Source organism: Caulobacter sp. P1_D6 (assembly GCF_056406095.1).
This window is the reverse complement of sequence record NZ_JBFUAW010000013.1, coordinates 81,366-105,256: the sequence shown is the minus strand read 5'-3', so window position 1 is coordinate 105,256 and position 23,891 is coordinate 81,366. Positions and strand designations below refer to the sequence as shown.

Here is a 23,891-nt window from a genome sequence, read left to right as displayed (position 1 = left end):
TTTCCCAGGGGGATTTTCGTTGCCTGCCATCTATCCAGTGATCCTGTGCGGCGGATCGGGCACGCGCCTGTGGCCCGCGTCGCGCGCGGACCGCCCCAAGCAGTTCCTCAAGCTCATCGGCGATCGGTCGAGCTTCCAGGACACGATCCTGCGGGTGATGGACCTGCCAGGCGCCGACGAGATCGTCGTGGTGACGGGCAAGGCGATGGCCGAGCTGGTGGAACGCCAGGCGCTGGAACTGAACGTCAAGCTGACGGTGATCATCGAGCCCGAGGCGCGCGACTCCGCGCCGGCCATCGCCGCCGCCGCCGCCTATGTGGCGTCCCAGTCGCCGGACGGCGTCATGCTGATGCTGGCGGCCGACCACCACATCGCCGAACCCGAGATGTTCCGCGCCGCGGCCCTCGTGGCCATCGACGCCTCGCGCGACGGCCTCATCGTCACCTTCGGCGTCCAGCCGACCGGGCCGGCCACCGGCTTCGGCTACATCAAGCCAGGCGACAGCCTGCCCGGCGGCGTGAAGGCCGTGGCGGCCTTCGTCGAGAAGCCCGACCTGGCCACGGCCAAGGCCTACATCCAGGACGGCTACTACTGGAACAGCGGCAACTTCGCCTTCACCGCCAGGACTCTGCTGGATGAACTGGCCGTCTTCGAGCCGGCGATCCGCGACGGCGCGATCGAGTCCGTCGCCAAGGGCCAGCGCGACGGCGTTCGTCTGCACCTGGATCGCGAAGCATTCGGTACGACCACCAAGAAGTCGCTTGACTATGCGGTCATGGAGCGCACCACCCGTGCGGCCGTCGCGCCGGCCGCCTTCACCTGGTCCGACCTGGGCGCGTGGGACGCGATCTGGGAAGCCTCGATCCGCGACGCCGAGGGCAACGCCGCCAGCGGCGACATCCATCTGATCAACACCAAGAACGTGCTCGCCCGCTCGTCCGGCCCGTTCGTGGGCGCGATCGGCGTGGAGGACCTGCTGATCATCGCCGAGCCGGACGCGCTTCTGGTCTGCCGTCGCGACGACGCCCAGGCCGTGAAGACCCTGGTCGATGTCCTCAAGGCCAGCGGCCGCGACATCGCTCACCGCCACGCGATCGCCTTCAGCGGCGGCGTGGAGCGTCAGCCGGTGACCGAAACGCCCAGCGCCCGGGTTCAGCTCTGGCGGATGGAGGCCGGCGCGGTGGCCGACCTGCCGGCCTGTTCCCTCCAGGTGCTGGACGGCGCCTTGGCCGCCGACCGGGAAACCTACGAAGCCGGCGCGCGCCAGGACCTGCACTCGCCGGTCCTGGTCAAGGCGACCGTCGCGACCTCCGTCCTGGTCACGACCTGGCGCTGACCGCCCGGTCCAGCTCCAGGATCGCGCAGACGATGTGGTAGAACGAGCTGGCGGGCGCGGCCTCTTCGACGAAGGTCCCGTCCGCCCGCAGCTTGTCGCGCCACAGGCCCTTCACCGGCACGTCGAAATATTTCAGCAGGGCCTCGGCGCCGTTGGCGGCCGTGGTCCACCAGCGCGCGTCGCCGGTGAGCTGGGCGGCCAGCACGCCGGCCTTGATCTGTTCGGTCTGGGCCCACAGGCGGGCGACGTCGTCGTGCACGCTCATGTCGTCGAGCAGGGCGAAGATCGCCACGCCGCGCTTGGGATCGACCCCGGGCCCCGCGCCGATCTCGATCATCCGCAGGGCGGCCTTGGCCGCGTCGTCGCGGCCGGCCAGCTTGCCCCAGCGCAGCAGCAGCCAGGCCCATTCGAACTGGTGGCCAGGCTCGACGATGCGGCCGTCCACGCCCGGCGCCGGATTCCAGTCGCCGTCGTAATATTCCCGCAGGCCGCCGCTCTTGGGATCGATGAACCGGGTCAGGGCCAGTTCGGCGATCTCGTCGGCCATGGCGCGCCATTGGTCGTCGCCGCCCGTCTCGATCCAGGCCAGGCTGGCCTCGAACATGTGCATGTGCGGGTTCGACAGCAGCGGCAGGGTGCGTGGGACGCTCTCCTCGAAGCCGGCCACGGGATGCTTGAGCGTGGCGTAGAGCGCGTCGCGCAGGCTGACGGCCAGGGCGGGCAGGTCGGCGCGCTCGGGCAGCACCGAACTGGCCATGGCCAGGCCGAACAGCCCGAAGGCCTGGTCGTAGAGGTCGACCTTGTCGTCCAGCGGCGAGCCGTCGCTGGCCACCAGGGTGCGCATGAAGCCGTCGGGTCGGCGGTACTTGCTCAGATAGAAGTCCAGCCCGTGCTCCAGGGCCTGCTTCCACGGGCCGTCCCAGCCCAGCAGGCCGGCCACGGCGTAGGAATAGATCTGCCGCGGCTGCACCCGCGCCCGGCGCGGGGCCTCGACCGGCGTCCCGTCCAGGGCGATCTTCTCGAAGAAACCACCCTGCGCCTTGTCGGCGCCGACCTCCCACCAGACCGGGAAGGCGTGCTCCAGGGCCCAGGCCTTGAGTTCGTCGCGCAGGCGGACAAGGCTGGCGAAGTCGTCGGTCATCTGCGATCCTGAGGGCTTGCGAGGCTGGAGCCGTTCTAGGCCCACGCGCCGCGCTTCGCCAAGCCCCGGCGGGGTTCCCGCGTCTTGTCGCCCCGGACGGGCTGTCGTAAGGCGGGGACATGTCCGGAAAAGCGCCGCTGAAAGCCGTCTTCTTCGACCGCGACGGGGTGCTGAACCTCGACCACGGCTATGTCTGCGAGCCCGATCGGCTGGACTGGATCGACGGGGCCCGCGAGGCGGTCGCGGCGCTGAACGCGGCGGGCGTGAAGGTGTTGGTGGTCACCAACCAGTCGGGCGTGGCGCGCGGCTACTTCACCGAAGCCCAGGTCGACGCCTTCCACGAAGCCCTGCAGGCGGGCCTGGCGGAGGTCGGCGGCCGGATCGACGCCTTCTATGTCGCGCCCCACCACGAGGACGCCGCCCTGGACCGCTATCGCCATCCCGACCACCCCGACCGCAAGCCCAATCCCGGCATGATCCTGCGCGGCCTGGCCGACTGGTCGCTGACGCCGGAGGAGACCGTGCTGGTCGGCGACAAGGGTTCGGACGTCGAGGCCGCCCGCCGGGCCGGCGTCGAAGGCCTGCGGTTCCGGGGCGGCGACCTGCTGGCCTTCCTGCGCGAAAACCTGGGCGAGCGGTTTCCGCCCGTCGACGGATTGGGCGTCGCCTAGGGGCTTTACCGGCTTGGCGCGGACCCTCGGGACGGATAAACGAGCCTGAAACCCCCGAAAAACATAAAGCGCAGGTCCATGCAGATCTTCCTCGACAGCACCGACACCAAGATCATCGCCGACCTGGCCTCCACCGGCCTGGTGGACGGGGTGACCACCAACCCGACCCTGATCGCCAAGGCGGGCCGTCCGATGCTCGAGGTGATCGCCGAGATCTGCGACCTGGTGCCGGGCCCGATCAGCGCCGAAGTCGCCGCCACCACCCACGAGGCGATGATCGCCGAGGGCAAGAAGCTGGCCGCCATCGCGCCGAACGTGGTCGTGAAGATCCCGCTGACCCGCGACGGCCTGATCGCCTGCGCCGCCTTCGCCGGCGAGGGCATCTCGACCAACGTCACCCTGTGCTTCTCGCCGACCCAGGCCCTGCTGGCCGCCAAGGCCGGCGCGACCTTCGTCTCGCCGTTCATCGGCCGCCTGGACGACTACGGCTTCGACGGCATGGACCTGATCCGCGACATCCGCGCGATCTACGACAACTACGGCTACGAGACCGAGATCCTGGCGGCCTCGGTGCGCAACGTCGCCCACGTCAAGGACGCGGCCATCGTCGGCGCCGACGTGGTGACCATCCCGCCGGCCGTGTTCGGCGACCTGTTCAAGCATCCGCTGACCGACAAGGGCCTGGAGCAGTTTCTGAAGGATTGGGCCGGAACCGGTCAGTCGATCCTGTAGACTGCTCGAACGCTGTTCGATTTTCATGCGGCCCCGGGGAAATCCGGGGCCGTTTCATTTTGCAGCTGCGAAGGTTGTTCGCATTTGCGAGTTCGTGCGTTAGGGTCTTAGTAACCGCTTTCGGGAGCGCGCCCATGAACGCCGCCGACATCGCCGTCGAGATCTGCATCGCCTCCGCCGAGGAGGCCCTGCGCTTCTCGGGATTCGTCCGGGACTTCCTGACCCGCAACGGCTTTCCGTTCGTCATGATCCACGACACGCCGGACCTGTCGGGCGAGCGCCGCAAGGTGGTGTTCGAGGACGCCGTGGTCGGGCGCAAGTTCGCCCGCGAATGGCGGATGGACCGGCTCGCGGCCTGCGGGGCCTAGGGCCGGCAAGGGCTTGTGGCGAAGCTCGCGTAACGCTGTTTGCGCTTTCGCGAAACGGGCCTAGATAGGGAGATCATTTCTCTCTGTCGCCGAGTTGCGCCATGAACGACCCCAAATTCACCCTTCCTCCGGTCGTCGGTTCCGCGCTCGATCTGATCGGCCACACGCCGATGATCGAGGTCCGCAACCTCGACACCGGGCCCTGCCGGCTGTTCCTGAAGCTGGAGAACCAGAACCCCGGCGGCTCGATCAAGGACCGCGTGGCCCGCTCGATGATCGAGGCGGCCGAGGCCGACGGCAGCCTCAAGCCGGGCGGAACGATCATCGAGGCGACGGCCGGCAACACCGGCCTGGGCCTGGCCCAGGTGGCGACCCTGAAGGGCTACAAGCTGATCCTGGTGGTGCCCGACAAGATGGCGCGGGAGAAGATCCTGCACCTGAGGGCCATGGGCGTGGATGTGCGCCTGACCCGGAGCGACGTCGGCAAGGGCCATCCGGAATACTACCAGGACATGGCCCAGGCCCTGGCCCAGTCGATCCCCGGCTCGATCTACGTCAACCAGTTCGAGAACCCGGCCAACCCCAAGGCGCACGAGACCACGACCGCCCCCGAGATCTTCGAGCAGATGGGCGGCGACGTCGACGCGGTGGTGGTCGGCGTCGGCTCGGGCGGCACCCTGACGGGCGTCGGCCGGTTCATGGCCCGGCATTCGCCCAAGACCCAGATGGTGCTGGCCGATCCGGTCGGCTCGATCCTCTGCGAATACGTGGCGACCGGCAGCTACGGCGAGGCCGGTTCTTGGATCGTCGAAGGCATCGGCGAGGACTTCATCCCGGCCGTGGCAGACATGAGCCTGGTCAGGCACGCCTATTCGATCAGCGACCGCGAGAGCGTCGAGACCGCCCGCCTGCTGCTGCGCAAGGAAGGCGTGCTGGCCGGTTCGTCCTCGGGCACCCTGCTGGCGGCCGCCCTGCGCTACTGCCGCGAGCAGACCGAGCCCAAGCGGGTGGTCACCCTGGTTTGCGACACGGGCTCCAAGTACCTGACCAAGATGTTCAACGACATGTGGCTGGCCGCCCACGGCTTCGACCAGCGTGAGCTGCACGGCGACCTGCGCGACCTGATCGCCAAGCGCTACGCCGACGGCGGGGTGGTGGCGATCGGCCCGGAAGACACCCTGCTGACCGCCTACAACCGCATGCGCAGCGGCGACATCAGCCAGCTGCCGGTGGTGGACCACGGCAAGCTGGTCGGCATCCTCGACGAGAGCGACATCCTGGCCGCCGTCGAGGGCGTGGACGACGATCGCGGTCCGAAGTTCAAGACCCTGGTCGGGGCGGCCATGACCAAGGCCGTCAACACCCTGCAATCGACGCAAGGCGTGGACGCCCTGCCCGACGTCTTCGACCGCGACGAGGTGGCCCTGGTCTGCGACGGCGACGAGTTCGTCGGGGTGATCACCCGGGTGGACCTGATCAACCACCTGCGCATGAGCGCCTAGGACCGGTTGGGCCGGCGCCCGCTTGTGGGACCGGCCCGTCCGCACCACTCTTCACGCCATGCCCCGTCGCGCGGCGTCCAAGGACCTTCCATGACCGACATCCCCGGCAAGAACCGCCTGGCCTTCGCCACCCGCACGATCCACGGCGGCCAGTTCCCCGATCCGACGACCGGGGCGGTGATGGTGCCGATCTACGCGACCTCGACCTACGTCCAGTCCAGTCCGGGCGAGCACAAGGGCTTCGAGTACAGCCGCAGCCACAACCCGACCCGGTTCGCCTTCGAGCGCTGCATCGCCGACCTGGAGAGCGGCACGGCCGGCTTCGCCTTCGCCTCGGGCCTGGCGGCGGCCTCGACGATCCTGGAGATCCTCGACAGCGGGGCACACGTGATCGCCAGCGACGACCTCTATGGCGGCTCGTTCCGGCTGTTCGACAAGGTGCGCAAGCGCTCGGCCGGCCTGGCCTTCAGCTTCGTCGACATGGGCGACCTGGCGGCCATCGAGGCGGCGATCACGCCCGAAACGAAGATGATCTGGGTCGAGACGCCGACCAATCCGATGCTGCGCCTGGCCGATCTGGCCGGCATCGCGGCCCTGGCCAAGAAGCACCGCCTGATCACCGTGGCCGACAACACCTTCGCCAGCCCGTTCGTCCAGCGGCCGCTGGAGCTGGGTTTCGACATCGTCATGCACTCGGCCACCAAGTACCTGAACGGCCACTCCGACGTGGTGGCCGGCGTGGCGGTGGTCGGCGACAACGCCGAGATCGCCGAGAAGCTGAAGTTCCTGCAGAACGCCGTCGGCGCGGTGCTGGGGCCGTTCGACAGCTTCCTGGCGCTGCGAGGCGTCAAGACCCTGGCCCTGCGCATGCAGCGGGCCTGCGACAGCGCCCTGGCCATCGCCAAGTGGCTGTCGACCCGCAAGGATGTCGAGCGAGTGATCTATCCCGGCCTGCCCAGCCATCCGCAGCACGACCTGGCCAAGCGCCAGATGCTGGGCGGCTTCGGCGGGATCATCTCGGTCGAGCTGAAGGGCGACGTTGGCGCCGCCAAGCGGATGCTGGAGCGCACGCGCCTGTTCACGCTGGCGGAAAGCCTGGGCGGGGTCGAGAGCCTGATCGAGCACCCGGCCATCATGACCCACGCCTCGATCCCGGCCGATCAGCGCGCGGCCCTGGGCATCTCCGACACCCTGATCAGGCTTTCGGTGGGGATCGAGGACTGCGAGGACCTGATTGCCGACCTCTCCGAGGCTTTGGCAGTCTGAACAGGTGATGGTCCTTGTCGCCGGGCATGACCGGCGAGGGATCCGGAGCCTTGGACGGGCGGGGCGGCGGCAGGATCCGGGTGGGGTCCTCGGCCCACAGGTGGGCGGCCAGCATCAGGTCGGTCCGGACCGGGCCGTAGTCCTCCTTGGCGGTCCAAACGCGGATCGCGGCCTGGGCGAAGGCTTCGGACAGGTCGACGACCTCGATCATCGGGGCCGGGTCCTGGCGCACCCGCGGATCGCCCTCGGCCCGCTCGCGCATTTTCTGCAGCACGGTGACCAGGTCGGTCTTCAGCGGCACCTTGAACACCACGTCGGCCCGCCGGTTGCGGTGGGTGGAGTAGTTGAGGATGACGTCGCCGAACACCTTGCTGTTGGGGATCATCACCTTGACGTTGTCGGGGGTGGCGATCTCGGTGAACAGCAGGTCCAGCGACTTGACCGTGCCGTTGCGGGTCGAGGTCTCGATCACGTCGCCGACCTTGTAGGGCCGGAACAGCAGGATCATCACCCCGGCCGCCACGTTCGACAGCGCGCCCTGCAGGGCCAGGCCGATGGCCAGGGAGGCCGCGCCCAGCACGGCGATGATCGAGGTGGCCTGCACGCCTACCTGCTGCAGCACCGCCACCAGGCCCACGGCGACCACGGCGTAGCGCACCAGCGAGGCGATGAAGCTTTCCAAGGTCGGGTCGGGGTTCTTGCGATGCACCCGGCCCAGGCCGCGGCGCGCCACGCCCGCCAGCCAGCCGGCCACCCAGAAGGTGACGAACAGGATCAGGGCGGCGACGACCAGGTTCACCGCCAGCTTGCCCAGCCAGTCGAGGAAATGCCCGAACATGGTCTCGTCGGCCTTGATGTTGGCGATGGACGGCAGGGAAGCGTCGGCGGGCATCAGGTTCGGCTTGGTCTGCATGGATCTCTCGATGGCGCCCCCGCCCCGAACCGTCAACGAAGACCCGTCAACGAAACAGGGCCCGACCCCGTTCCCCGCCAAGGCGGCGCTTCGTTCTCCGGAAACACTCGGTTACATCAATTGGCTCGAATCCGAGCCGATCCGCCTCTAAGAGCGCCGCCCATGAGCATGTCCTTCATCGACCTCGCCGCGCAGCAGCGCCGGATCCGCGCCAAGATCGACGCCGCGATCGCCGCCGTCCTCGACAGCGGGGCCTATGTGATGGGTCCGCAGGTACGCGAGTTCGAGGCCAAGCTGGCGGCGTTCGGCCAGGCGAAGCTCGCCCTGTCGTGCGCCAACGGCACCGACGCCATCGCCCTGCCGCTGATGGCCTGGGGCGTGGGTCCCGGCGACGCGGTGTTCTGCCCGTCCTTCACCTTCGCCGCCACGCCCGAAGTCGTGCCGTGGGTCGGGGCGACGCCGGTGTTCGTCGACGTGCTGGAAGACACCTTCAACCTCGATCCGGCCAGGCTGGAAGCGGCGATCGCCGGCGTGAAGGCCGACGGCAAGCTGACGCCCCGGGTAGTGATCGCCGTCGACCTGTTCGGCCAGCCCGCCGACTATCCGGCGATCAAGGCCATCTGCGACCGCGAAGGCCTGAAGCTGATCTCCGACAGCGCCCAGGGCTTCGGCTGCACCCTGGACGGCAAGCATCCGCTGCACTGGGCCGACGTCGCCACCACCAGCTTCTTTCCGGCCAAGCCCCTGGGCTGCTACGGCGACGGCGGGGCGGTGCTGACCAACGACCAGGAGCTCTGGGACCTGATGGACAGCTTCCGGGTGCACGGCAAGGCCGTGGCCCCCGACCTGGTCGGCCGCACCTTCGACCACGACACCAAGTACCTGAACACCCGCATCGGCATGAACTCGCGACTGGACACCCTTCAGGCGGCGATCCTGATCGAGAAGCTGGCGATCTTCCAGGAGGAGATCGACCTGCGCCAGGTGGTGGCCAACCGCTACGCCCAGGGCCTGAAGGGCGCGGTGATCGCCACCCCGAAGGTCATCGACGGCGGGGTGTCGGTCTGGGCCCAGTACGTGATCGAGCACGCCGACCGCGACGGCCTGGCCGCCCATCTGAAGACCCAGGGCATCCCGACGGCGGTCTACTACCCCGTGCCGATGCACGTGCAGGCGCCCTATGCCGACTTCCCGCGTGGGGCCGGCGGCCTGCCGGTGACCGAGGCCAAGGCCGAGCGCGTGCTGGCCCTGCCGATGCATCCCTATCTGGCGGAAGCCGACCAACAACGGATCATCGACGCGATCCGCGCCTTTAACGGCTGAGCTGCGCCCTAATCGTGCCCCACCTCGGGGTATTGTGGCGCGCAAGTTGATTCGAAGGTTCCAATGCACGATCCCGTAACGTCATTCGTGGTCGCGGTGTTCAGCATGCCCGGCGCGGCCCTGGCCATGGCTGGCGCGATCCTGGTCTTCGCGATCGGCTTGATCTTCCAGTCCGGACATTTCGAGTATTCGCCCCTCCGGGACGACCTGCGGCGGCGTTCCGACCTGCTCGAGGACCTGCGCGGCGATCGGCAGAAAGCGTTCGCCGAGGCTTTCGAGGCGGTCGACAAGGGCCTGGGCGGCGTGGCTCATCCGGTGCTTGAACTGGGCTGGGCCCATTATCGAAGTCAGTTGACCTCGACCGAGGATGGGCGCTTGGCGGCTTCGATCCACGCCTCCGACGCCTTCGACCTCGCCGACACGCCGGCCCGCACCCTGGAGTGGTGGGCCAACATCATGGTGGCGATCGGCCTAGTGATCACCTTCATGGGCATTGTCGCGGCCTTGACCGAGGCGACCTCGGCCATGAGCGGCGGCGGGGCGGCCATGCAGGGCGCTCTGATCAACCTGCTGACCATTGCCGCCACCAAGTTCTGGACGTCGATCGCCGGGGTGCTCGCCTCGATCATCCTGCGCCTGGTCGCCCGACGCCGACGCCACGCGATCGAGGCGCAGGAGGCTCACTTCTTCGCGCTGCTGGACGCCTGCGTCCGCTTCGCGCCGCCGGAAAAGGTGATGCTGGAGCAGCTGGCGGTGCTCGGCCGGATCGAGGCGGCCCTCGCCGGCAGGACCGCCGCCGTGGACGCCGCCTGATGCGGCGCAAGCGCGGTCGTACGGTCGATGTCGAGGAAGGCGAAAGCTACTACGTCTCGATGACCGACATGATGGTGGGGGTGATCTTCATCTTCATCATCATGCTCAGCTATTTCGCGTTCGAGTTCCGCTCGACGACGGCCAAGCTCACCACGGCCAAGCATCCTGAGACGGCCGCCCTGCTGCAGACGGCGGCCGACCTCACGCCCAAGACCGCCGACATCGAAATCGACTACAAGGCCCAGGTCCTGTGCGTGCCGGAGGCCACTCTCTCGGAGACCGGCCAAGGCGCGGCCGGACAGCGCCGCTGCTTCGCGTTCTCGCCGCCGACCAAGGTCTCGGTTGAAGCGGTCTCGATCGTCGACGCCCAGAAGTTGCTGATGCAAGCGCTGGACTCCGACCTGCGCGACGCCAAGGTGCCGATCGCCGGCGATCCGTCCAGCGGCTCGCTCAGCTTCCGCGCCGATCAGTTGTTCGTCCATGGATCGGCCACGCTTTCACCCGAGGGACAGCGGATCGCTGGCCAGGTCGCCCGCATCCTGATGGGGCGTCTGCCTTGCTTGGGCTATGGCGTGGCGGCGTCGGCCGATTGCCAGAGCGGACCCAAGCTGGCCGTCGCCAACGTCGTCAGCCAGACCAATCTGGACGCCTTCAGCGCCGAAGGACAGCAGGCCGCCAGCCTGGCCTTGCAGCGCGCGGCGGCTTTCCATCAGGCGCTGACCGCCGCCCAGCCGTCCTTGGCCGCCCTGCGCAACGCGCCGCCCGAACAGCCTGGGTCGCAGCCCCTGCTGCGCGTGGCCAGCGTGGGCCAGTCGCAGGAGGGCGCCTCCAAGGCGGGCGACGACCAGACGGTGAGCATCCAGTTCCAGATGGGCTCCTAGGCGCGATCTGTTGGCGGGACGGCGATGCGCGCCTATATCGGCGCCGTAGCGTCTCGCGCCCGCCCGGCGCACTGGCGTCCGTGGGCGGGAAACCGAGATCATGTCGACCATCGAGAAGCCGTCGCCTCATCCCGGCATGGGGTTTGGTCAGTTCGTCGCCCTGATCGCGGCGATGATGGCCACCAACGCCCTGGCCATCGACTCGATGCTGCCGGCCATGCCGCAGATCGGCGACGCCCTGAACGTGGCCAGCGCCAACGAGCGGCAATGGATCCTGACCGCCTATCTGCTGGGCTTCGGCGTGGCCCAGATCGTCTACGGCCCGCTGGCCGATCGGTACGGGCGCAAGCCGGTGCTGTTGGTGGGGTTGTCGCTTTACGTCGTGTTCGCCGCCCTCTGCGCCTTCGCGACCTCGTTCGAGATGCTGCTGATCGCCCGCGCCCTGTGCGGGGTCGGGGCGGCCGCCACGCGGGTGCTGTCGGTGTCGATCGTCCGCGACTGCTACAGCGGCCGGCAGATGGCGCGGGTGATGTCGCTGTCGTTCATCGTCTTCCTGGGCGTGCCGATCATCGCCCCCTCCGTCGGCCAGGCCATCCTGCTGGTCGCGCCCTGGCCGTGGGTGTTCGGGGTGCTGTCGATCTTCGGCCTGGCGGTGATCGCCTGGTCGTGGATCAAGCTGCCCGAGACCCTGCATCCGGAAGACCGCGTACCCCTTGAGGTCACGCCGGTGCTGGCGGCGTTCAAGGAGTGCCTGACCAACCGTGTCGCCGTCGGCTACACCCTGGCCGCCACCCTGGTGCTGGGCGGGCTGTTCGGCTTCCTCAACTCGGCCCAGCAGGTGTTTGTCGACGTGCTGGGGGCTGGCCGCTCGTTCCCATTGATCTTCGCGGCGATCGCCGCCGGCATCGCCGTCTCGTCGCTGCTCAATTCCCGCATCGTCGGCCGCCTGGGCATGCGCCTGGTCTCGCACGTCGCCCTGATGGGCTACCTCACCTTCGCGGTGGTTCACGCCCTGGTCGCCCTGAGCGGCCACGAGACCCTCTGGACGTTCTCGCTGCTGCAGGCGGGGATGATGTTCTGCTTCGGCCTGGTGATGTCGAACTTCGGCTCGATCGCCATGGAGCCGCTGGGCCATCTGGCCGGCACCGCGGCCTCGGTGCAGGGCTTCATCACCACCATCGGCGGGGCGCTGTTCGGCTTCTGGATCGGCCAGCTGTTCGACGGCACCACCGTGCCCCTGACCCTGGGCTTCGCGGGCTTCGGCATCGCCGGACTGATCGCCGTGCTGATCACCGAGAAGGGCCGGATGTTCCATGCGGGCGCGGGCGCCCCGGCCCTCGAAGGGGCGGGAGCGGTCCACTAGGGCTTATTGTCAAGTTTGGCTCAAGCTTGGCTGTGACTTGCTGAGTGGAATTTGAAGATCAGTCCAGCATCCGCTCCAGGGTCTCCAACTCGTCGGCCTCGCGCGACGGCTTGTCCCAGCGGATGCGGTTGATGCGGGGGAAGCGCATGGCCACGCCGGACTTGTGGCGGGTCGAGCGCTGCAGCCCCTCGAACGCCACCTCGAACACCAGCCCGAACTCCAGGTCGGCGCGCACCGAGCGCACCGGGCCGAACCGCTCGACGGTGTGGTCGCGCACGAACTTGTCGATCTGCTTCAGCTCCTCGTCGGTGAAGCCGAAATAGGCCTTGCCCACCGGGGTGAGATGGCGCGTGCCGGTCTCGTCCTCCCGCCAGACCCCGAAGGTGTAGTCGGAATAGAAGCTGGACCGCTTGCCGTGGCCGCGCTGGGCGTACATCAGCACCGCGTCGATCAGCCGGGGATCGCGCTTCCACTTGAACCACGGCCCCTTGGGCCGGCCCGGTTCGTACACGCTGTCCCAGCGCTTGAGCATCAGGCCCTCGGCGATCGTCGGGTCGCCTTCCGGCGGCTCGGCGCGCAAGGCGGCCAGCCCCTCCCAGGTGTCGAACGGCTGGATCGGCGACAGGTCGATGCGCGGGCTCTTGGCCTCGGCCACGAAAGCCTCCAGCCGCTTGCGCCGCTCGACGAACGGCAGGCCGCGCAGGTCGGTCTCGCCGTCCAGCAGCAGGTCGTAGGCGCGGATGCCGGCGGGATAGGTCGCCAGTTGCTTGCCGTCGACCGTCTTGCGGTTCAACCGCTGCTGCAGGTCGCCGAAACTGGCCACCGAGCCGTCGCGCATCACCAAGAGCTCGCCGTCGATCGCCCCCTCGAAGGTCAGGGCCTCGACCACGTCGGGGAACGTCGCCGAGATGTCGTCGCCGGTGCGGGTGTAGAGCCGCTTTTCGCCGTGCTCGCTGACCGCCTGGACGCGGATGCCGTCCCATTTCCACTCAGCGGCGTAGTCGGCGGGGTCCAGCTTGGCGAAGTCGACGGCCTCGTCGATGGCCTGGGCCAGCATCACCGGCCGGAAGCGGCCCGGGGCGTCGGGCGAGGGCTGTTCGGACCGCCCTTCCAGCCAGGCGAACAGATCGCCGTAGGGCGGGGTCATGGCGTGCCAGACCTCCTCGACCTGGCCGATCTCGACCTGGCCGAAATCGGCGCAGGCCTGCTTGGCCAGCCGCGCCGAGACGCCGACCCGCAGGCCGCCGGTCATCAGCTTCAGCAGCGCCCAGCGGCCGTCGGCGTCCAGGGCGTCCAGCCAACCCTCGATCAACCGCTGCACCTCGGTTCGCGACGCGGTGCGCAGGCTTTCGACCACCTCCGACAGGTCCGGCTCGCGGTTGGCGCCCGGCTTTTCCGGCCAGACCAGGGCCACGGTCTCGGCCAGGTCGCCGACATAGTCGTAGGACCAGGCGAACAGCTGGGCGTCCATCCGGCTCTCGACCGCCTTGCGGACGAAGGCCGGCTTGGCCGCGTTGAACGACAGCGCCCCGGTCAGGGCCGCCAGCACCCAGCCGCGCTCCGGATCGGGCGTCTCGCGCAGGAAGTCCTTGATCAGGGTCAGCTTGGCGTTGCGCGAGCTGGTCAGGGACAGCCGGTCGAGAAGATGGGCGAAGGCGCGCATGGTCGTCCTTCAACGCGCGAGGGGGCGGACCGTTACTCGGTCGCTTTCGGCTTGCGGCCCAGGCGCGGCAGGCGCTTGCGCAGCAGCCACAGCGGCAGGCCGATGACCAGCAGCCAGGGCAGGGCGAAAGCGGCGACCCGCACCAGGACCCCCAGGCTGGAGGCCAGGGTCGACTGGATGTCGCGCAGGGCCTCGACCAGCGCGCCCCACGAACCCGCCGCCCGCGCCGTGGGCTGCTGCGACTGGTAGGTCAGGGTCAGGCTCGAGGTCGCCACCCGGGTCTTCATCACCGCCAGGTTCGACTGGGCCGCATCGACCTCTGCCTGCACCCGCGCCAGTTCGCGCTCGACCTCCAGTAGTTCGGCCAGCTTGCCGGGACGCTCGGCCAGCAGCTTCTGCAGGCGGTCGCGCAGGGTGGTCTGGGCGCGCAGCTGGGCCTCGCCGTCGACGATGGCCCGGGTCAGGTCCTCGCTGCTGACCTCGGAATGGGTCATCCGGGCGCCGACCGTCCTGAGGTCGCCGTCCAGTCGTCCGTGCAGCTTGGCGATCCAGGCCGGCGTGGCGCGAACCTCGAGGGTGGCGCTGGCGTCTTCGCCCTGGCTCTGCTGGATCGACACGACCTGGCAGACGACCGGCCCGGCGTCGACACAGGCCTTCTGGTGCAGTTGCATCAGCGGCTTGACCCGATCGGCCGGGGCCCAGATCACGTCGCTATAGACATAGGCGATCATCGGCGCGGTCGCGACGGCCTCGGCCGACGGGCCGGGCGCGTTCGCGGGCGGCGGCGCGGCCTTCGCGACCGCCGGCGGCAGCTCGGCGAAGTAAGCATCCGCGGTGTCGGCCATCGGCATTGAGCCGCCGCTCCGGCCGCAGCCGGTCAGGATGATGCTCGAGGCCGTCAGACAGGCCGCCAGGACGCCGATACGCATGGTCTCTCTCCCTTGTCGCCAAGGCCACGCTAGCAGGCTCGCGCGAGGACACCAGAGTAAAATTTACAGGACTAATATGTCGGTCTGGAAGGGGCGGCGTCGGCTTCCGACCTCAGCCCGCCCGCGTCTCGTCCAGCTGGCCCAGGATCATGATCTTCTGCCAGATCTTGCGGCCGAGGTCGGAGGTCAGGGTCTCGATGTCGTTGACGGCGGCCACCACCACCGGGTCGTCGCTCTCGCCGGCGTAGAGCGCCGCCAGCTTGGCGGTCAGGGCCAGCATCTCGGCGCAGTAGTCCAGATAGCGGGCCAACTGGAAACGGTTCATCTCGCGGGCGGGCGAGGAGGCGGTGCGCGGGCCCAGCACCAGGGTCGGGTCCTTGGTCAGCTGGTGCATGTCGATCACGTGGGCGAACGACCGCAGCTCGTGCAGGGATTTCTGGACCCGCGAGCGCTTCCATCGCGACTCCAGCGAGACCAGGAACCAGATCGCCGCGCCCGACAGCAGCAGCAGGTTGACCGCCGGCTCCAGGCTCTGGGCCAGGCTGAGGGCGCCGGCGTTGCGCAGGCTGGTCAGCCAGTCGAGCCGGCTGATCAGCCCCGCCTCGGCCCCGATCGCCAGGATCGCGATCACCGCCACCAGGGTCCGCAGACCCAGATACGGCCGCGACAGCCGCCGCGCCCGTCGGGCGGTGACCCGGGCCACCGCCGTCAGCTGGTCGCAGACCTCCGACAGGCCGGACGCCGGAAACCGCTCCGCCACCCGGGCCTTCAGGTGATCGAGCGTCTGCACCACCTTGTCGGCGTCGAGCTTCAGCGCGCCATTGCGGATAGCCATGCGGGTCCCCCGATCCTGCGGCGACGCTAGCATGGTCGCGAGAACAGGCGCGAGGCTTGAAGTTAATTCGAACATCTGTTTGAATTGATCCTGTCCGGAGCCCGGACCTGGAGGCGACCATGACCCCGCCCGAGCCGTTCGTCCCGCATCCGCGCAAGAGCCCGCTGACCTCGCCGTGGGAGCCGATCTTCGCCGACATCCGCGACGACCGCTGGGTGCTGGCGCTGGAGGTGCGCGAGCCGCACACCAATTCGCGGGGCAATCCGCACGGCGGCCTGATCGCCGCCCTGGCCGACAACGCCATGGGCCTGTCGTGCGGGGTGATGCTGACCCGGCTGAAGATCCCCAGCAGCGGCCTGATCACTGTCTCGCTGGGGCTGGACTACATCGCCGCCGCCCAACTGGGCCAGTGGCTGGCCTTCGACACCGACTTCATCAAGCCGGGCAAGAGCCTGTGCTACGCCGAGGCCACGGTGCTGGCCGACGACAAGCCGGTGGCGCGGGCGCGGGCGACGTTCAAGGTGGTGACCCCAAGCTGACGGAGGATCACTCCCCCTCCTCCTCGTCATAGCCCACCAGCCGCAACGCCCGCGCCGGTATGCCCTCCAGCTCGCACCAGCGCTCCAGCGCCTCCTCGCGGCCGTGGGTGATCCACACCTCGCCGGGGCGCAGCTCGTCGAGGGTGGCGGTCAGCTCGTCCCAGTCGGCGTGGTCGGAGATGATCAGCGGCAGTTCGACCCCGCGCTGGCGGGCCCGCGCCCGCACCCGCATCCAGCCGCTGGCGAAACAGTCGACCGGATCGGGAAAGCGCCGCGACCAGCGGTCGGCCAGGGCCGAGGGCGGGGCGATGATGATCGCGCCCTCGAAGTCCTTCTTGGTCCCCGTCGTGGCCGGGGCCAGCAGGCCCAGGTCGACGCCGTGGCGGCCATAGAGGCGGTTCAGCCGCTCCATGGCCCCGTGCACGTGGATGGTCTTGTCCCAGCCGGCCTCGCGCAGCAGCTTGATCACCCGCTGGGCCTTGCCCAGGGCGTAGGCCCCGACGATGTGCGAGCGCTCGGGGAACTGCTCCACCGACTTCAGCAGGGCCGCGATCTCGCCGGCGTCGTCGGGGTGGCGGAACACTGGCAGGCCGAAGGTCGCCTCGGTCACGAACACGTCGCAGGGGACCGGCTCGAAGGCGGGGCAGGTAGGGTCGCGGCGGCGCTTGTAGTCGCCGGAGACGACGATGGTCATGCCCTTCCAGCGGATCACCGCCTGGGCCGAACCCAGCACGTGGCCGGCCGGGACCAGGGAGACCTCGACGCCGTTGTGGGTGAAGCTCTGGCCACAGGCGATCGGCTCGCGGCGGCCGGCGAAGTCCTCGCCGTAGCGCTCGGCCATGATCGCCAGGGTCTCGGGGGTGGCCGCCACGACGCCGTGGCCGGCCCGGGCGTGGTCGGCGTGGCCATGGGTGATCACCGCCCGGTCCACGGGGCGGACGGGGTCGATGTAGAAGTCTCCGGGCGGGCAATACAGCCCGTCGGGCTTCGGACAGATCAGGTCCTGAGGCTTCATCACGATGGATATGGCAACGCGCGCGGCTATAAACCTATCCCATGAGCACGGATCTTAGCGCCGGCGAACAGCATCGCCTGATCGCCAACACCATGAACGAGGGCAGCCCCCAGGCCAGGGCCCTCGGCTTCCAGACGCTGGAGATCGGCGAGGCGGTGGCCATCCTCAAGGTCCCGTACCGGCCCGAGATCGTCGGCGATCCCGAGACCGGCGTGATCGCCGGCGGGGTGGTGACCACCCTGCTCGACCACGCCAGCGGCCAGGCGGTGCACGCCGCGCTCAGCGAATGGACCTCGATCGCCACCCTGGACCTGCGCATCGACTATATGCGGCCCGCCCAGCCGGGGCGCGACGTGCTGGCCCGCGCCCACTGCTACAAGGTCACCCGCTCGGTCGCCTTCGTGCGCGCCGTGGCCTACGAGGACGATCCCGACGACCCGGTCGCCGCCGCCCAGGCCGCCTTCATGCTGGACTCCAGCGCCGGCAAGAAGCCCGGCGCCAACTTCAAGCCGCCCCGCGGCAAGGACTTGGGCGCCAGTAAGGGAGACGCCGCATGAGCGACGCCGACACCCGTCTGATCGCCGTGCTCGGCTCGATCCCCTACGCCAAGTTCATCGGCATGCGCGCCGAGCTGGCCGGCGACGAGATGACCGCCATCCTGCCGTTCTCCGACCACATCGTCGGCAATCCGATGCTGCCGGCCATCCATGGCGGCGTGCTGGGGGCCTTCATGGAGATGACCGCCCTGGCCCAGCTGTCGGTGGCCGAGCCGCTGAAGCGCCAGCCGCGCACCATCGACGTCTCGATCGAGTACCTGCGCACCGGCCGCCCCCTGACCACCTTCGCCCGCGCCCAGATCAAGAAGGTCGGCCGGCGGATCGCCAACGTCCACGTCGAGGCCTGGCAGGAGCAGCGCGCCGCGCCGATCGCGGCCCTGCGCGGTCATTTCCTGTTGACCTCGGCGGAGGACTGATCCGCACGTCGAACGTCGGTCTTGAAGGTGAAAGTTTCCACTGCAACGATATAGATCGACAACATTACACCTCTGTAATGCCGATTATCAGTGTCAACGTTTCTTAAAAACGCTTCATGAAGCAAAGGTAACGGGTGTTCACCATCCCGCGGGCCTATACCCCTGATCACCGGACGCGGACGGCGCGCCGGACCAACAGGGAACTAAGACAATGTCCTTCTCGAACAACGCCTTCTCGGGTTTCGCCACCATCGTCCTGGCCATGCTGCCCCTCGTCGTGATCATCGGCTCCATCGCCCCGAGCTTCTAAGTGATCGCCGCGTAGCTCCACCGGAAGCGCGACCCTTCAGGCTCTCAGAGCCTCTCGGGCCGCCCGGTGGAGAAGGGCGTGACGATGCGCCAATCGATCGATGTCGGCGTCGTATCCGCCGCCGATCACCCCGGTCACCGGGATCCCCCTTTCCAGACATGAGCCCAGGACGAACGCCTCGCGTCGCGCGAGCCCCTCGTCGCTCAGGGACAGACGCCCCAGCTTGTCGTCCGCGTGCGGATCGACCCCGGCGTTGAAGAACACCAGGTCCGGCGCCGTTCGGGCCAAGAGATCCGGCAGGATCTCCCTCAGCTCTCTCAGATAAGCCTCGTCGCCCGTGCCGTCCGGCAGGTCGACGTCCAGGTCGCTGACCGCCTTGCGGGCCGGGAAGTTCTTCTCGGCGTGCATCGAGAAGGTAAAGACGCTGGGATCGCCTTCGAAGATCCGCGCCGTGCCGTCGCCCTGGTGGACGTCGAGATCCACGACCAGGACCTGGCCGACCTTGCCCTCCGCCAGCAGCCGCCGCGCCGCCACCGCCACGTCGTTGAACACGCAGAACCCCGCGCCCGTGTCCGCCTGGGCGTGATGGCTGCCGCCGGCGGTGTTGCAGGCGATCCCGTGCTCCAGCGCCAGGCGCGCCGCCGCCAGGGTGCCGCCCACGGCCGCTTGAGCCCGCCTGGCCACAGACTCGGTGTTGGGCAGGCCGACCCGCCGCGCCACGTCGGCCGGCAGGGTCAGGTCGATCACCCCGCGCACATAGGCCTCGTCGTGGATCAGCAGCAGGCTGTCCAGGTCGATCGGCTCGGGCAGGACGAAACCGGCCGGCCCCGCCACGCCCTCGGCCTCCAGCACGGCCGCCAGCCGCGAGAACTTGTCCATCGGGAAGCGGTGGCCGGCCGGCATCTCGGCGCGGAAGGCGGGGTGGTGGATGATGGGCGGTGCGACGGGGGGAAAAGGCGTGGCCATGACGCAACGATGGGAAACCCAAGGGCCTGACGCAAGGTCACGACTTGCCCCGTCCGCCTCACGCGCCTAACCAACCGCCATGCGCACGCCCGAGAACCTCGCCGAAATCCTGACCCTCGAGCCGATCGAGGTGAACCTGTTCCGGGGCGTCAGCCCCAATGACGGCTTTCCCCGCATCTTCGGCGGCCTGGTCATCGCCCAGGCCCTGACCGCGGCCTACAAGACCGTGCCCGACCGCATCTGCCACTCGCTGCACGCCTATTTCATCCGGCCCGGCGACGTGAACGCCCCGGTGCTCTACGAGGTCGAACGGGCGCGCGACGGCGGCACCTTCACCACCCGGCGGGTGGCGGCCATCCAGCACGGCGAGCAGATCTTCAACCTGGCCTGCTCGTTCCAGACCCCCGAAGAGGGGTTGGAGCATCAGAGCGAGATGCCCGACGCCCCCGATCCGGAAAGCCTGCCGACCGAGGCCGAATACATGCGCTCGCTGGGCGACGAGGTGCATCCGCGCTTCGTGAAGATGGCCGAATATCCCCGGCCGGTGGACCTGCGCTGGGTCGACCCGCAGCACCCGACCAAGCCGACGCCCAAGTCCTCGACCAAACAGGTCTGGATGCGGGCCCGCGCCCCGCTGGGCGACGACGTCCGCCTGCAGCAGTGCGCCCTGGCCTACGCCTCGGACATGGCGTTCATGGAAAGCGCCCTGCGCCCGCACGGCATGATCTGGACGACGCCCGGCCTGCAGGCCGCCAGCCTGGACCACGCCATGTGGTTCCACCATCCGTTCGACTTCAACGACTGGATCCTGTTTTCGCAGGACAGCCCGTCGGCCTCACAGGGCCGCGGCCTGGTGCGCGGCCAGATGTTCACCCGCGACGGCAAGCTGGTGGCCTCGGTGGCCCAGGAATGCCTGATGCGAGTTCGCAAATAGCGCCCTCTGGCCGTCCGCGCCTCAGCGGTCGCGGACGCTGATGTTGGCCACGCCCGCCTGGGTCAGTCCCCGCAGCAGCGAACTCACCTGCATGGCCACGACCAGTTCACCAGCGAGGGCCATGCGCAGCGCCTCGGCGGCGGGAACCCAGAAGTGCTCGATGCGCTCGGTGGGGTCGTCCTTGGGCTCGGCGGTCTGGATCACGTTGCGCGCCAGCAGCGTGTGGATGCGGTTAGTATGGGTTCCCGCGTTGGGACGAGCCTCGCCGACATAGGTCATGACGCCGGCGCAGCCGGTCTCCTCCAGCAACTCCCGTGTCGCCGCGACGCAAGGGTCGGTGTCCGCGGGTGCCATGCCCCCGGCCGGCAGCTCGATGGTGAATTCGCCCATGGCGTGCCGGTACTGGCGCACCAGAAGCACGTTGTCCTCGGCGTCCAGGGCCACGATCTCGACCCAGTCCGGATATTCCAGCACGTAGTAGGGTGCGACCGACACGTCGTCAGCGGTCAGGCAGTCGTCGGCGCGCAGAGCGATCCAGCGATCCTTGAGGATGTAGCGCGAAGCCGTCACCCGCCACTTGCCGTCGGACGTCATGGCCGGCTCCTAGATTTGGTCTTCGCCTTCGAGAGGGTCTTCAACAGGCCCTTCCGGCTCGCCCACCATCGCCGGGGGATCGGCCAGGACCAACCCCTCGGCGATCTTCACCTCGGGCACGGCGGCGCGGGTGAAGGGCAGGTACCAGGTCTGGCCGCCCAGGGCCGGGGTGATCTCCAGCAGGTCGTCGGCGCCGAAGTTCTGGACGCTCTTGATCTTGCCGATCAGGTCGTTGGTGGCCGCGTGACGCACGGTCAGGCCGATCAGGTCGGCCAGGTAGAACTCGTCCTCGTCCGGCTCGGGCAGGCTCGAGCGGGGGACGTAGAGCCGCAGGCCGCGCAGGGCGTCGGCGGCTTCCTTGGTCTCGATCCCGACGCAGCGGGCGACGACGCCCTCCTTGGCCACGCGGGCGGTGGTCAGGGTCAGGGCGGGCGAGCCGTCCTGGCGCATCAGCACCTTGAACCTGGTCAGGGTCAGCGGGTCTTCGGTGAAGGTCGCGATCCGCACCTCGCCGCGTACGCCGAAGCCGCCGGCGACGCGGCCGACCAGGATCAGGTTCTGCGGGGACGATTGGGTCATGAGCGTATCGCGCAAAAGAAAACGCCGCCGCCAGGCGGGAGCCCGGCGGCGGCGCTTCCGAAGGCCTTAGCCTTCGGTGGTTTCTTCCGAAGCCGGGGCTTCTTCAGCGGCGGCTTCAGCGGCCGGGGCCTCTTCGGCGGCCGGAGCTTCTTCGGCAGCGGCTTCAACGGCCGGAGCTTCTTCGGCGACGACTTCCGGTTCCGGAGCCGGAGCGGCGGCGGCTTCAGCAGCGGCTTCGGCGGCGGCGACCTTGGCGGCTTCGGCGGCGGCCTTGGCGTCTTCCTTGGCCTGGGCTTCGGCGGCGGCGCGGTCGGCGTCGCGCTGGGTGCGCTCGGCGTCACGTTCCTGGGCCTTCTTGCCCGGCTTGGCCTTCTCGGGGTTGTTGCCGTGGGTCCATTGGACCAGGCCTTGGGCGGCCAGGAAGCGGGCGACGCGGTCGGTCGGCTGGGCGCCCTTGGCGAGCCAGGCTTGGATCGACTCGACCTTCAGGGTCACGCGCGCGGCGTCGTCCTTCTTGAGCAGCGGGTTGTAGGTGCCGACCTTCTCGATGAAGCGGCCGTCGCGGGGCGAATGGCTGTCGGCGACGACGATCGAGTAGTAGGGGCGCTTCTTGGCGCCGCCACGGGCGAGACGGATCTTCAGCATATCGGTAGTCCTTGGTTCTGAGTTCTATTTCTTGAACGGGTTGAAACCGGGGGGCAGGCCGCCCAGACCGGAGAGGAGGTTGGGCTTGGCGTCGCCGCCGCCCCCGGATCCCGGAAGACCGGGGAGCCCCGGAAGGCCGGCAAGGCCCCCCGCGGAATTCTGATCGGACGCGGCCGCCTTGCCGCCGCCCATGGCCTTGAGCCGGGACATGTCGCCGCCGCCCATCATCTGGGCCATGCGGGCCATGCCCTTGCCGCCGTCCTTGCTCATGGCCTTGAACATGTCGGCCATCTGGCGGTGCTGCTTGAGCAGGCGGTTGACCTCGGCGACGTCGACGCCGGCCCCGGCCGCGATGCGGCGCTTGCGCGAGGCGGCCAGGACGTCGGGCTTCTTGCGCTCCAGCTTGGTCATCGAACCGATGATCGCTTGCTGGCGGCGGAAGATGCTGTCGTCGATGCCGCTCTCGGCGATCTGTTTCTTGACCTTCTGGACGCCTGGCAGCAGGCCCATGATGCCCTGCATGCCGCCCATCTTCTGCATCTGGCCCAGCTGGGCCGCCAGATCGTTGAGGTCGAACTGGCCCTTGGCCAGCTTCTTGGCCATGCGCTCGGCTTCGGCCACGTCGAGGTCTTGGGCGGCCTTCTCGACCAGGGCGACGACGTCGCCCTGACCCAGGATCCGGCCGGCCACGCGGCGGGCGTCGAACACGTCCAGGGCGTCGATCTTCTCGCCGGCGCCCAGGAACTTGATCGGCAGGCCCGTGACGTGGCGCATCGACAGCGCCGCGCCGCCGCGGCCGTCGCCGTCGGCGCGGGTCAGGATCAGGCCCGTGAGCGGCAGGCGCTCGTGGAAGGCTTTCGCCGTACGCACGGCGTCCTGGCCGGTCAGGCTGTCGGCGACCAGGATGGTCTCGGTCGGCGTGGCGATGCGGGCGATTTCCGCCGCCTCGCTCATCATCGCCTCGTCCAGGGTGGTGCGGCCGGCGGTGTCGAGGATCAGGACGTCGTAGCCGCCCAGCTTGGCGGCCAGCATGGCGCGCTTGGCGATGTCGGCGGCGCTCTGGCCCGCGACGATCGGCAGGCTCTCGACCTCGACCTGCTTGGCCAGCATGGCCAGCTGTTCCATGGCGGCCGGACGGCGGGTGTCGAGCGAGGCGACCAGCACCTTCTTGCGCTCGATCTTGTTCAGCCGCAGGGCCAGCTTGCCGGTGGTGGTGGTCTTGCCCGAGCCTTGCAGGCCGGCCATCAGGATCACCGACGGCGGGTTCAGGGCCAGGTTCAGGCCGGTGGGGACCTCGCCGCCCAGCATGTCGACCAGACCGTCATAGACGATCTTGACCACCTGGTCGGCCGGTTTCACGGAGCGGATCACCGCTTCGCCAGAGGCGGCTTCCTTGGCCTTGCTGATGAAGTCCTTGACCACCGGCAGGGCGACGTCGGCTTCCAGCAGGGCGACGCGGACTTCGCGCAGTGCTTCGTCGACGTCCTTCTCGGACAGCACGCCGCGACCGCCGAGGCGGTCGAAGACCCCTGAAAGTCGCTCTGTAAGGCCGTCGAACATGCGGAACCCTGGCTTAAGACAACATCCAAACGCGATCAGC

25 protein-coding genes are annotated in these 23,891 nt (G+C 68.8%); 14 read left to right on the top strand and 11 right to left on the bottom strand.

Going from position 1 to position 23,891, the window contains the following annotated elements:
- Nucleotides 1-19: 19 nt before the first annotated feature.
- Nucleotides 20-1,336: a mannose-1-phosphate guanylyltransferase/mannose-6-phosphate isomerase gene (locus tag AC1DYP_RS09805; RefSeq protein WP_477046163.1), complete on the top strand. Its 1,317-nt coding sequence runs from the start codon at nt 20-22 to the stop codon at nt 1,334-1,336.
- On the opposite strand, the gene AC1DYP_RS09800 is transcribed toward AC1DYP_RS09805, so the two are convergent.
- On the bottom strand, nt 1,320-2,477 hold the full coding sequence (locus AC1DYP_RS09800; RefSeq protein ID WP_477046162.1) for an AGE family epimerase/isomerase: 1,158 nt from the start codon (nt 2,475-2,477) through the stop codon (nt 1,320-1,322). The two genes, AC1DYP_RS09805 and AC1DYP_RS09800, sit on opposite strands and share 17 nt — an antisense overlap.
- A gap of 119 nt (nt 2,478-2,596) precedes the next feature.
- Here AC1DYP_RS09800 and AC1DYP_RS09795 point away from each other — a divergent pair, with 119 nt between their 5' ends.
- The 5 genes from AC1DYP_RS09795 to AC1DYP_RS09775 all read left to right on the top strand — a co-directional run bounded on the left by AC1DYP_RS09795 (nt 2,597) and on the right by AC1DYP_RS09775 (nt 7,016).
- Nucleotides 2,597-3,148 carry a D-glycero-alpha-D-manno-heptose-1,7-bisphosphate 7-phosphatase gene (locus AC1DYP_RS09795; protein ID WP_477046161.1) on the top strand — a complete coding sequence of 184 codons (552 nt, stop codon included), beginning with the start codon at nt 2,597-2,599 and terminating at the stop codon, nt 3,146-3,148.
- Between the two features lie 78 nt (nt 3,149-3,226).
- On the top strand, nt 3,227-3,880 hold the full coding sequence (gene fsa / locus AC1DYP_RS09790) for a fructose-6-phosphate aldolase (protein WP_477046160.1): 654 nt from the start codon (nt 3,227-3,229) through the stop codon (nt 3,878-3,880).
- 134 nt (nt 3,881-4,014) lie between these two features.
- Nucleotides 4,015-4,248: a hypothetical protein gene (locus AC1DYP_RS09785; RefSeq protein WP_477033830.1), complete on the top strand. Its 234-nt coding sequence runs from the start codon at nt 4,015-4,017 to the stop codon at nt 4,246-4,248.
- A 101-nt stretch (nt 4,249-4,349) separates the two neighbouring features.
- Nucleotides 4,350-5,750: a pyridoxal-phosphate dependent enzyme gene (locus AC1DYP_RS09780; RefSeq protein ID WP_477046159.1), complete on the top strand. Its 1,401-nt coding sequence runs from the start codon at nt 4,350-4,352 to the stop codon at nt 5,748-5,750.
- Nucleotides 5,751-5,840: 90 nt separating this feature from the next.
- On the top strand, nt 5,841-7,016 hold the full coding sequence (locus AC1DYP_RS09775) for a trans-sulfuration enzyme family protein (RefSeq protein ID WP_477046158.1): 1,176 nt from the start codon (nt 5,841-5,843) through the stop codon (nt 7,014-7,016).
- Here AC1DYP_RS09775 and AC1DYP_RS09770 read toward each other — a convergent pair.
- The gene (locus AC1DYP_RS09770) at nt 6,946-7,929 is read right to left on the bottom strand and encodes a mechanosensitive ion channel family protein (protein WP_477046157.1); all 984 of its coding nucleotides are present in this window, start codon (nt 7,927-7,929) and stop codon (nt 6,946-6,948) included. The two genes, AC1DYP_RS09775 and AC1DYP_RS09770, sit on opposite strands and share 71 nt — an antisense overlap.
- Before the next feature lie 162 nt (nt 7,930-8,091).
- Here AC1DYP_RS09770 and AC1DYP_RS09765 point away from each other — a divergent pair, with 162 nt between their 5' ends.
- The 4 genes from AC1DYP_RS09765 to AC1DYP_RS09750 all read left to right on the top strand — a co-directional run bounded on the left by AC1DYP_RS09765 (nt 8,092) and on the right by AC1DYP_RS09750 (nt 12,309).
- The gene (locus AC1DYP_RS09765) at nt 8,092-9,252 is read left to right on the top strand and encodes a DegT/DnrJ/EryC1/StrS family aminotransferase (protein WP_477046156.1); all 1,161 of its coding nucleotides are present in this window, start codon (nt 8,092-8,094) and stop codon (nt 9,250-9,252) included.
- 63 nt (nt 9,253-9,315) lie between these two features.
- Complete coding sequence (locus AC1DYP_RS09760; RefSeq protein WP_477046155.1) at nt 9,316-10,065, top strand: hypothetical protein; 750 nt, start codon at nt 9,316-9,318, stop codon at nt 10,063-10,065.
- Nucleotides 10,065-10,946, top strand: coding sequence for a hypothetical protein (locus AC1DYP_RS09755; protein ID WP_477046154.1), 882 nt, complete (start codon nt 10,065-10,067; stop codon nt 10,944-10,946). The genes AC1DYP_RS09760 and AC1DYP_RS09755 overlap by 1 nt, the downstream gene beginning before the upstream one ends.
- A gap of 136 nt (nt 10,947-11,082) precedes the next feature.
- Nucleotides 11,083-12,309, top strand: coding sequence for a multidrug effflux MFS transporter (locus AC1DYP_RS09750; protein ID WP_477046193.1), 1,227 nt, complete (start codon nt 11,083-11,085; stop codon nt 12,307-12,309).
- Nucleotides 12,310-12,367: 58 nt separating this feature from the next.
- On the opposite strand, the gene AC1DYP_RS09745 is transcribed toward AC1DYP_RS09750, so the two are convergent.
- The 3 genes from AC1DYP_RS09745 to AC1DYP_RS09735 all read right to left on the bottom strand — a co-directional run bounded on the left by AC1DYP_RS09745 (nt 12,368) and on the right by AC1DYP_RS09735 (nt 15,736).
- Complete coding sequence (locus AC1DYP_RS09745) at nt 12,368-13,972, bottom strand: cisplatin damage response ATP-dependent DNA ligase (protein WP_477046153.1); 1,605 nt, start codon at nt 13,970-13,972, stop codon at nt 12,368-12,370.
- Between the two features lie 32 nt (nt 13,973-14,004).
- Nucleotides 14,005-14,901, bottom strand: coding sequence for a DUF4349 domain-containing protein (locus AC1DYP_RS09740; RefSeq protein ID WP_477046152.1), 897 nt, complete (start codon nt 14,899-14,901; stop codon nt 14,005-14,007).
- Between the two features lie 112 nt (nt 14,902-15,013).
- The gene (locus tag AC1DYP_RS09735; RefSeq protein WP_477046151.1) at nt 15,014-15,736 is read right to left on the bottom strand and encodes a hypothetical protein; all 723 of its coding nucleotides are present in this window, start codon (nt 15,734-15,736) and stop codon (nt 15,014-15,016) included.
- Nucleotides 15,737-15,855: 119 nt separating this feature from the next.
- On the opposite strand from AC1DYP_RS09735, the gene AC1DYP_RS09730 reads away from it, so the two are divergent.
- On the top strand, nt 15,856-16,275 hold the full coding sequence (locus AC1DYP_RS09730; protein WP_477046150.1) for a PaaI family thioesterase: 420 nt from the start codon (nt 15,856-15,858) through the stop codon (nt 16,273-16,275).
- 7 nt (nt 16,276-16,282) lie between these two features.
- On the opposite strand, the gene AC1DYP_RS09725 is transcribed toward AC1DYP_RS09730, so the two are convergent.
- Nucleotides 16,283-17,290 carry a ligase-associated DNA damage response exonuclease gene (locus AC1DYP_RS09725; RefSeq protein WP_477046192.1) on the bottom strand — a complete coding sequence of 336 codons (1,008 nt, stop codon included), beginning with the start codon at nt 17,288-17,290 and terminating at the stop codon, nt 16,283-16,285.
- Between the two features lie 41 nt (nt 17,291-17,331).
- Between AC1DYP_RS09725 and AC1DYP_RS09720 the strand changes: the two genes are divergently transcribed.
- Together AC1DYP_RS09720 and AC1DYP_RS09715 are read left to right on the top strand one after the other, a co-directional pair.
- Nucleotides 17,332-17,847: a PaaI family thioesterase gene (locus tag AC1DYP_RS09720; RefSeq protein ID WP_477046149.1), complete on the top strand. Its 516-nt coding sequence runs from the start codon at nt 17,332-17,334 to the stop codon at nt 17,845-17,847.
- Entirely contained in the window at nt 17,844-18,263 is a 420-nt protein-coding gene (locus AC1DYP_RS09715) for a PaaI family thioesterase (protein WP_056443546.1), read from the top strand. Before AC1DYP_RS09720 ends, AC1DYP_RS09715 begins: the two co-directional genes overlap by 4 nt.
- 346 nt (nt 18,264-18,609) lie before the next feature.
- On the opposite strand, the gene AC1DYP_RS09710 is transcribed toward AC1DYP_RS09715, so the two are convergent.
- Complete coding sequence (locus AC1DYP_RS09710; RefSeq protein WP_477046148.1) at nt 18,610-19,539, bottom strand: histone deacetylase family protein; 930 nt, start codon at nt 19,537-19,539, stop codon at nt 18,610-18,612.
- A 79-nt stretch (nt 19,540-19,618) separates the two neighbouring features.
- On the opposite strand from AC1DYP_RS09710, the gene tesB reads away from it, so the two are divergent.
- Entirely contained in the window at nt 19,619-20,473 is an 855-nt protein-coding gene (gene tesB / locus AC1DYP_RS09705; RefSeq protein WP_477046147.1) for an acyl-CoA thioesterase II, read from the top strand.
- Nucleotides 20,474-20,494: 21 nt separating this feature from the next.
- Here the strand turns inward: tesB and AC1DYP_RS09700 are convergent, their stop codons facing one another.
- The 4 genes from AC1DYP_RS09700 to ffh all read right to left on the bottom strand — a co-directional run bounded on the left by AC1DYP_RS09700 (nt 20,495) and on the right by ffh (nt 23,851).
- A complete protein-coding gene (locus AC1DYP_RS09700; RefSeq protein WP_477046146.1) occupies nt 20,495-21,067 on the bottom strand; it encodes an NUDIX hydrolase in 573 nt (190 codons plus the stop codon).
- A 9-nt stretch (nt 21,068-21,076) separates the two neighbouring features.
- Nucleotides 21,077-21,646 carry a ribosome maturation factor RimM gene (rimM, locus tag AC1DYP_RS09695; RefSeq protein ID WP_477046145.1) on the bottom strand — a complete coding sequence of 190 codons (570 nt, stop codon included), beginning with the start codon at nt 21,644-21,646 and terminating at the stop codon, nt 21,077-21,079.
- Nucleotides 21,647-21,712: 66 nt separating this feature from the next.
- A complete protein-coding gene (rpsP, locus tag AC1DYP_RS09690) occupies nt 21,713-22,291 on the bottom strand; it encodes a 30S ribosomal protein S16 (RefSeq protein ID WP_477046144.1) in 579 nt (192 codons plus the stop codon).
- A gap of 24 nt (nt 22,292-22,315) precedes the next feature.
- A complete protein-coding gene (gene ffh / locus AC1DYP_RS09685) occupies nt 22,316-23,851 on the bottom strand; it encodes a signal recognition particle protein (protein WP_477046143.1) in 1,536 nt (511 codons plus the stop codon).
- Nucleotides 23,852-23,891: the final 40 nt, after the last annotated feature.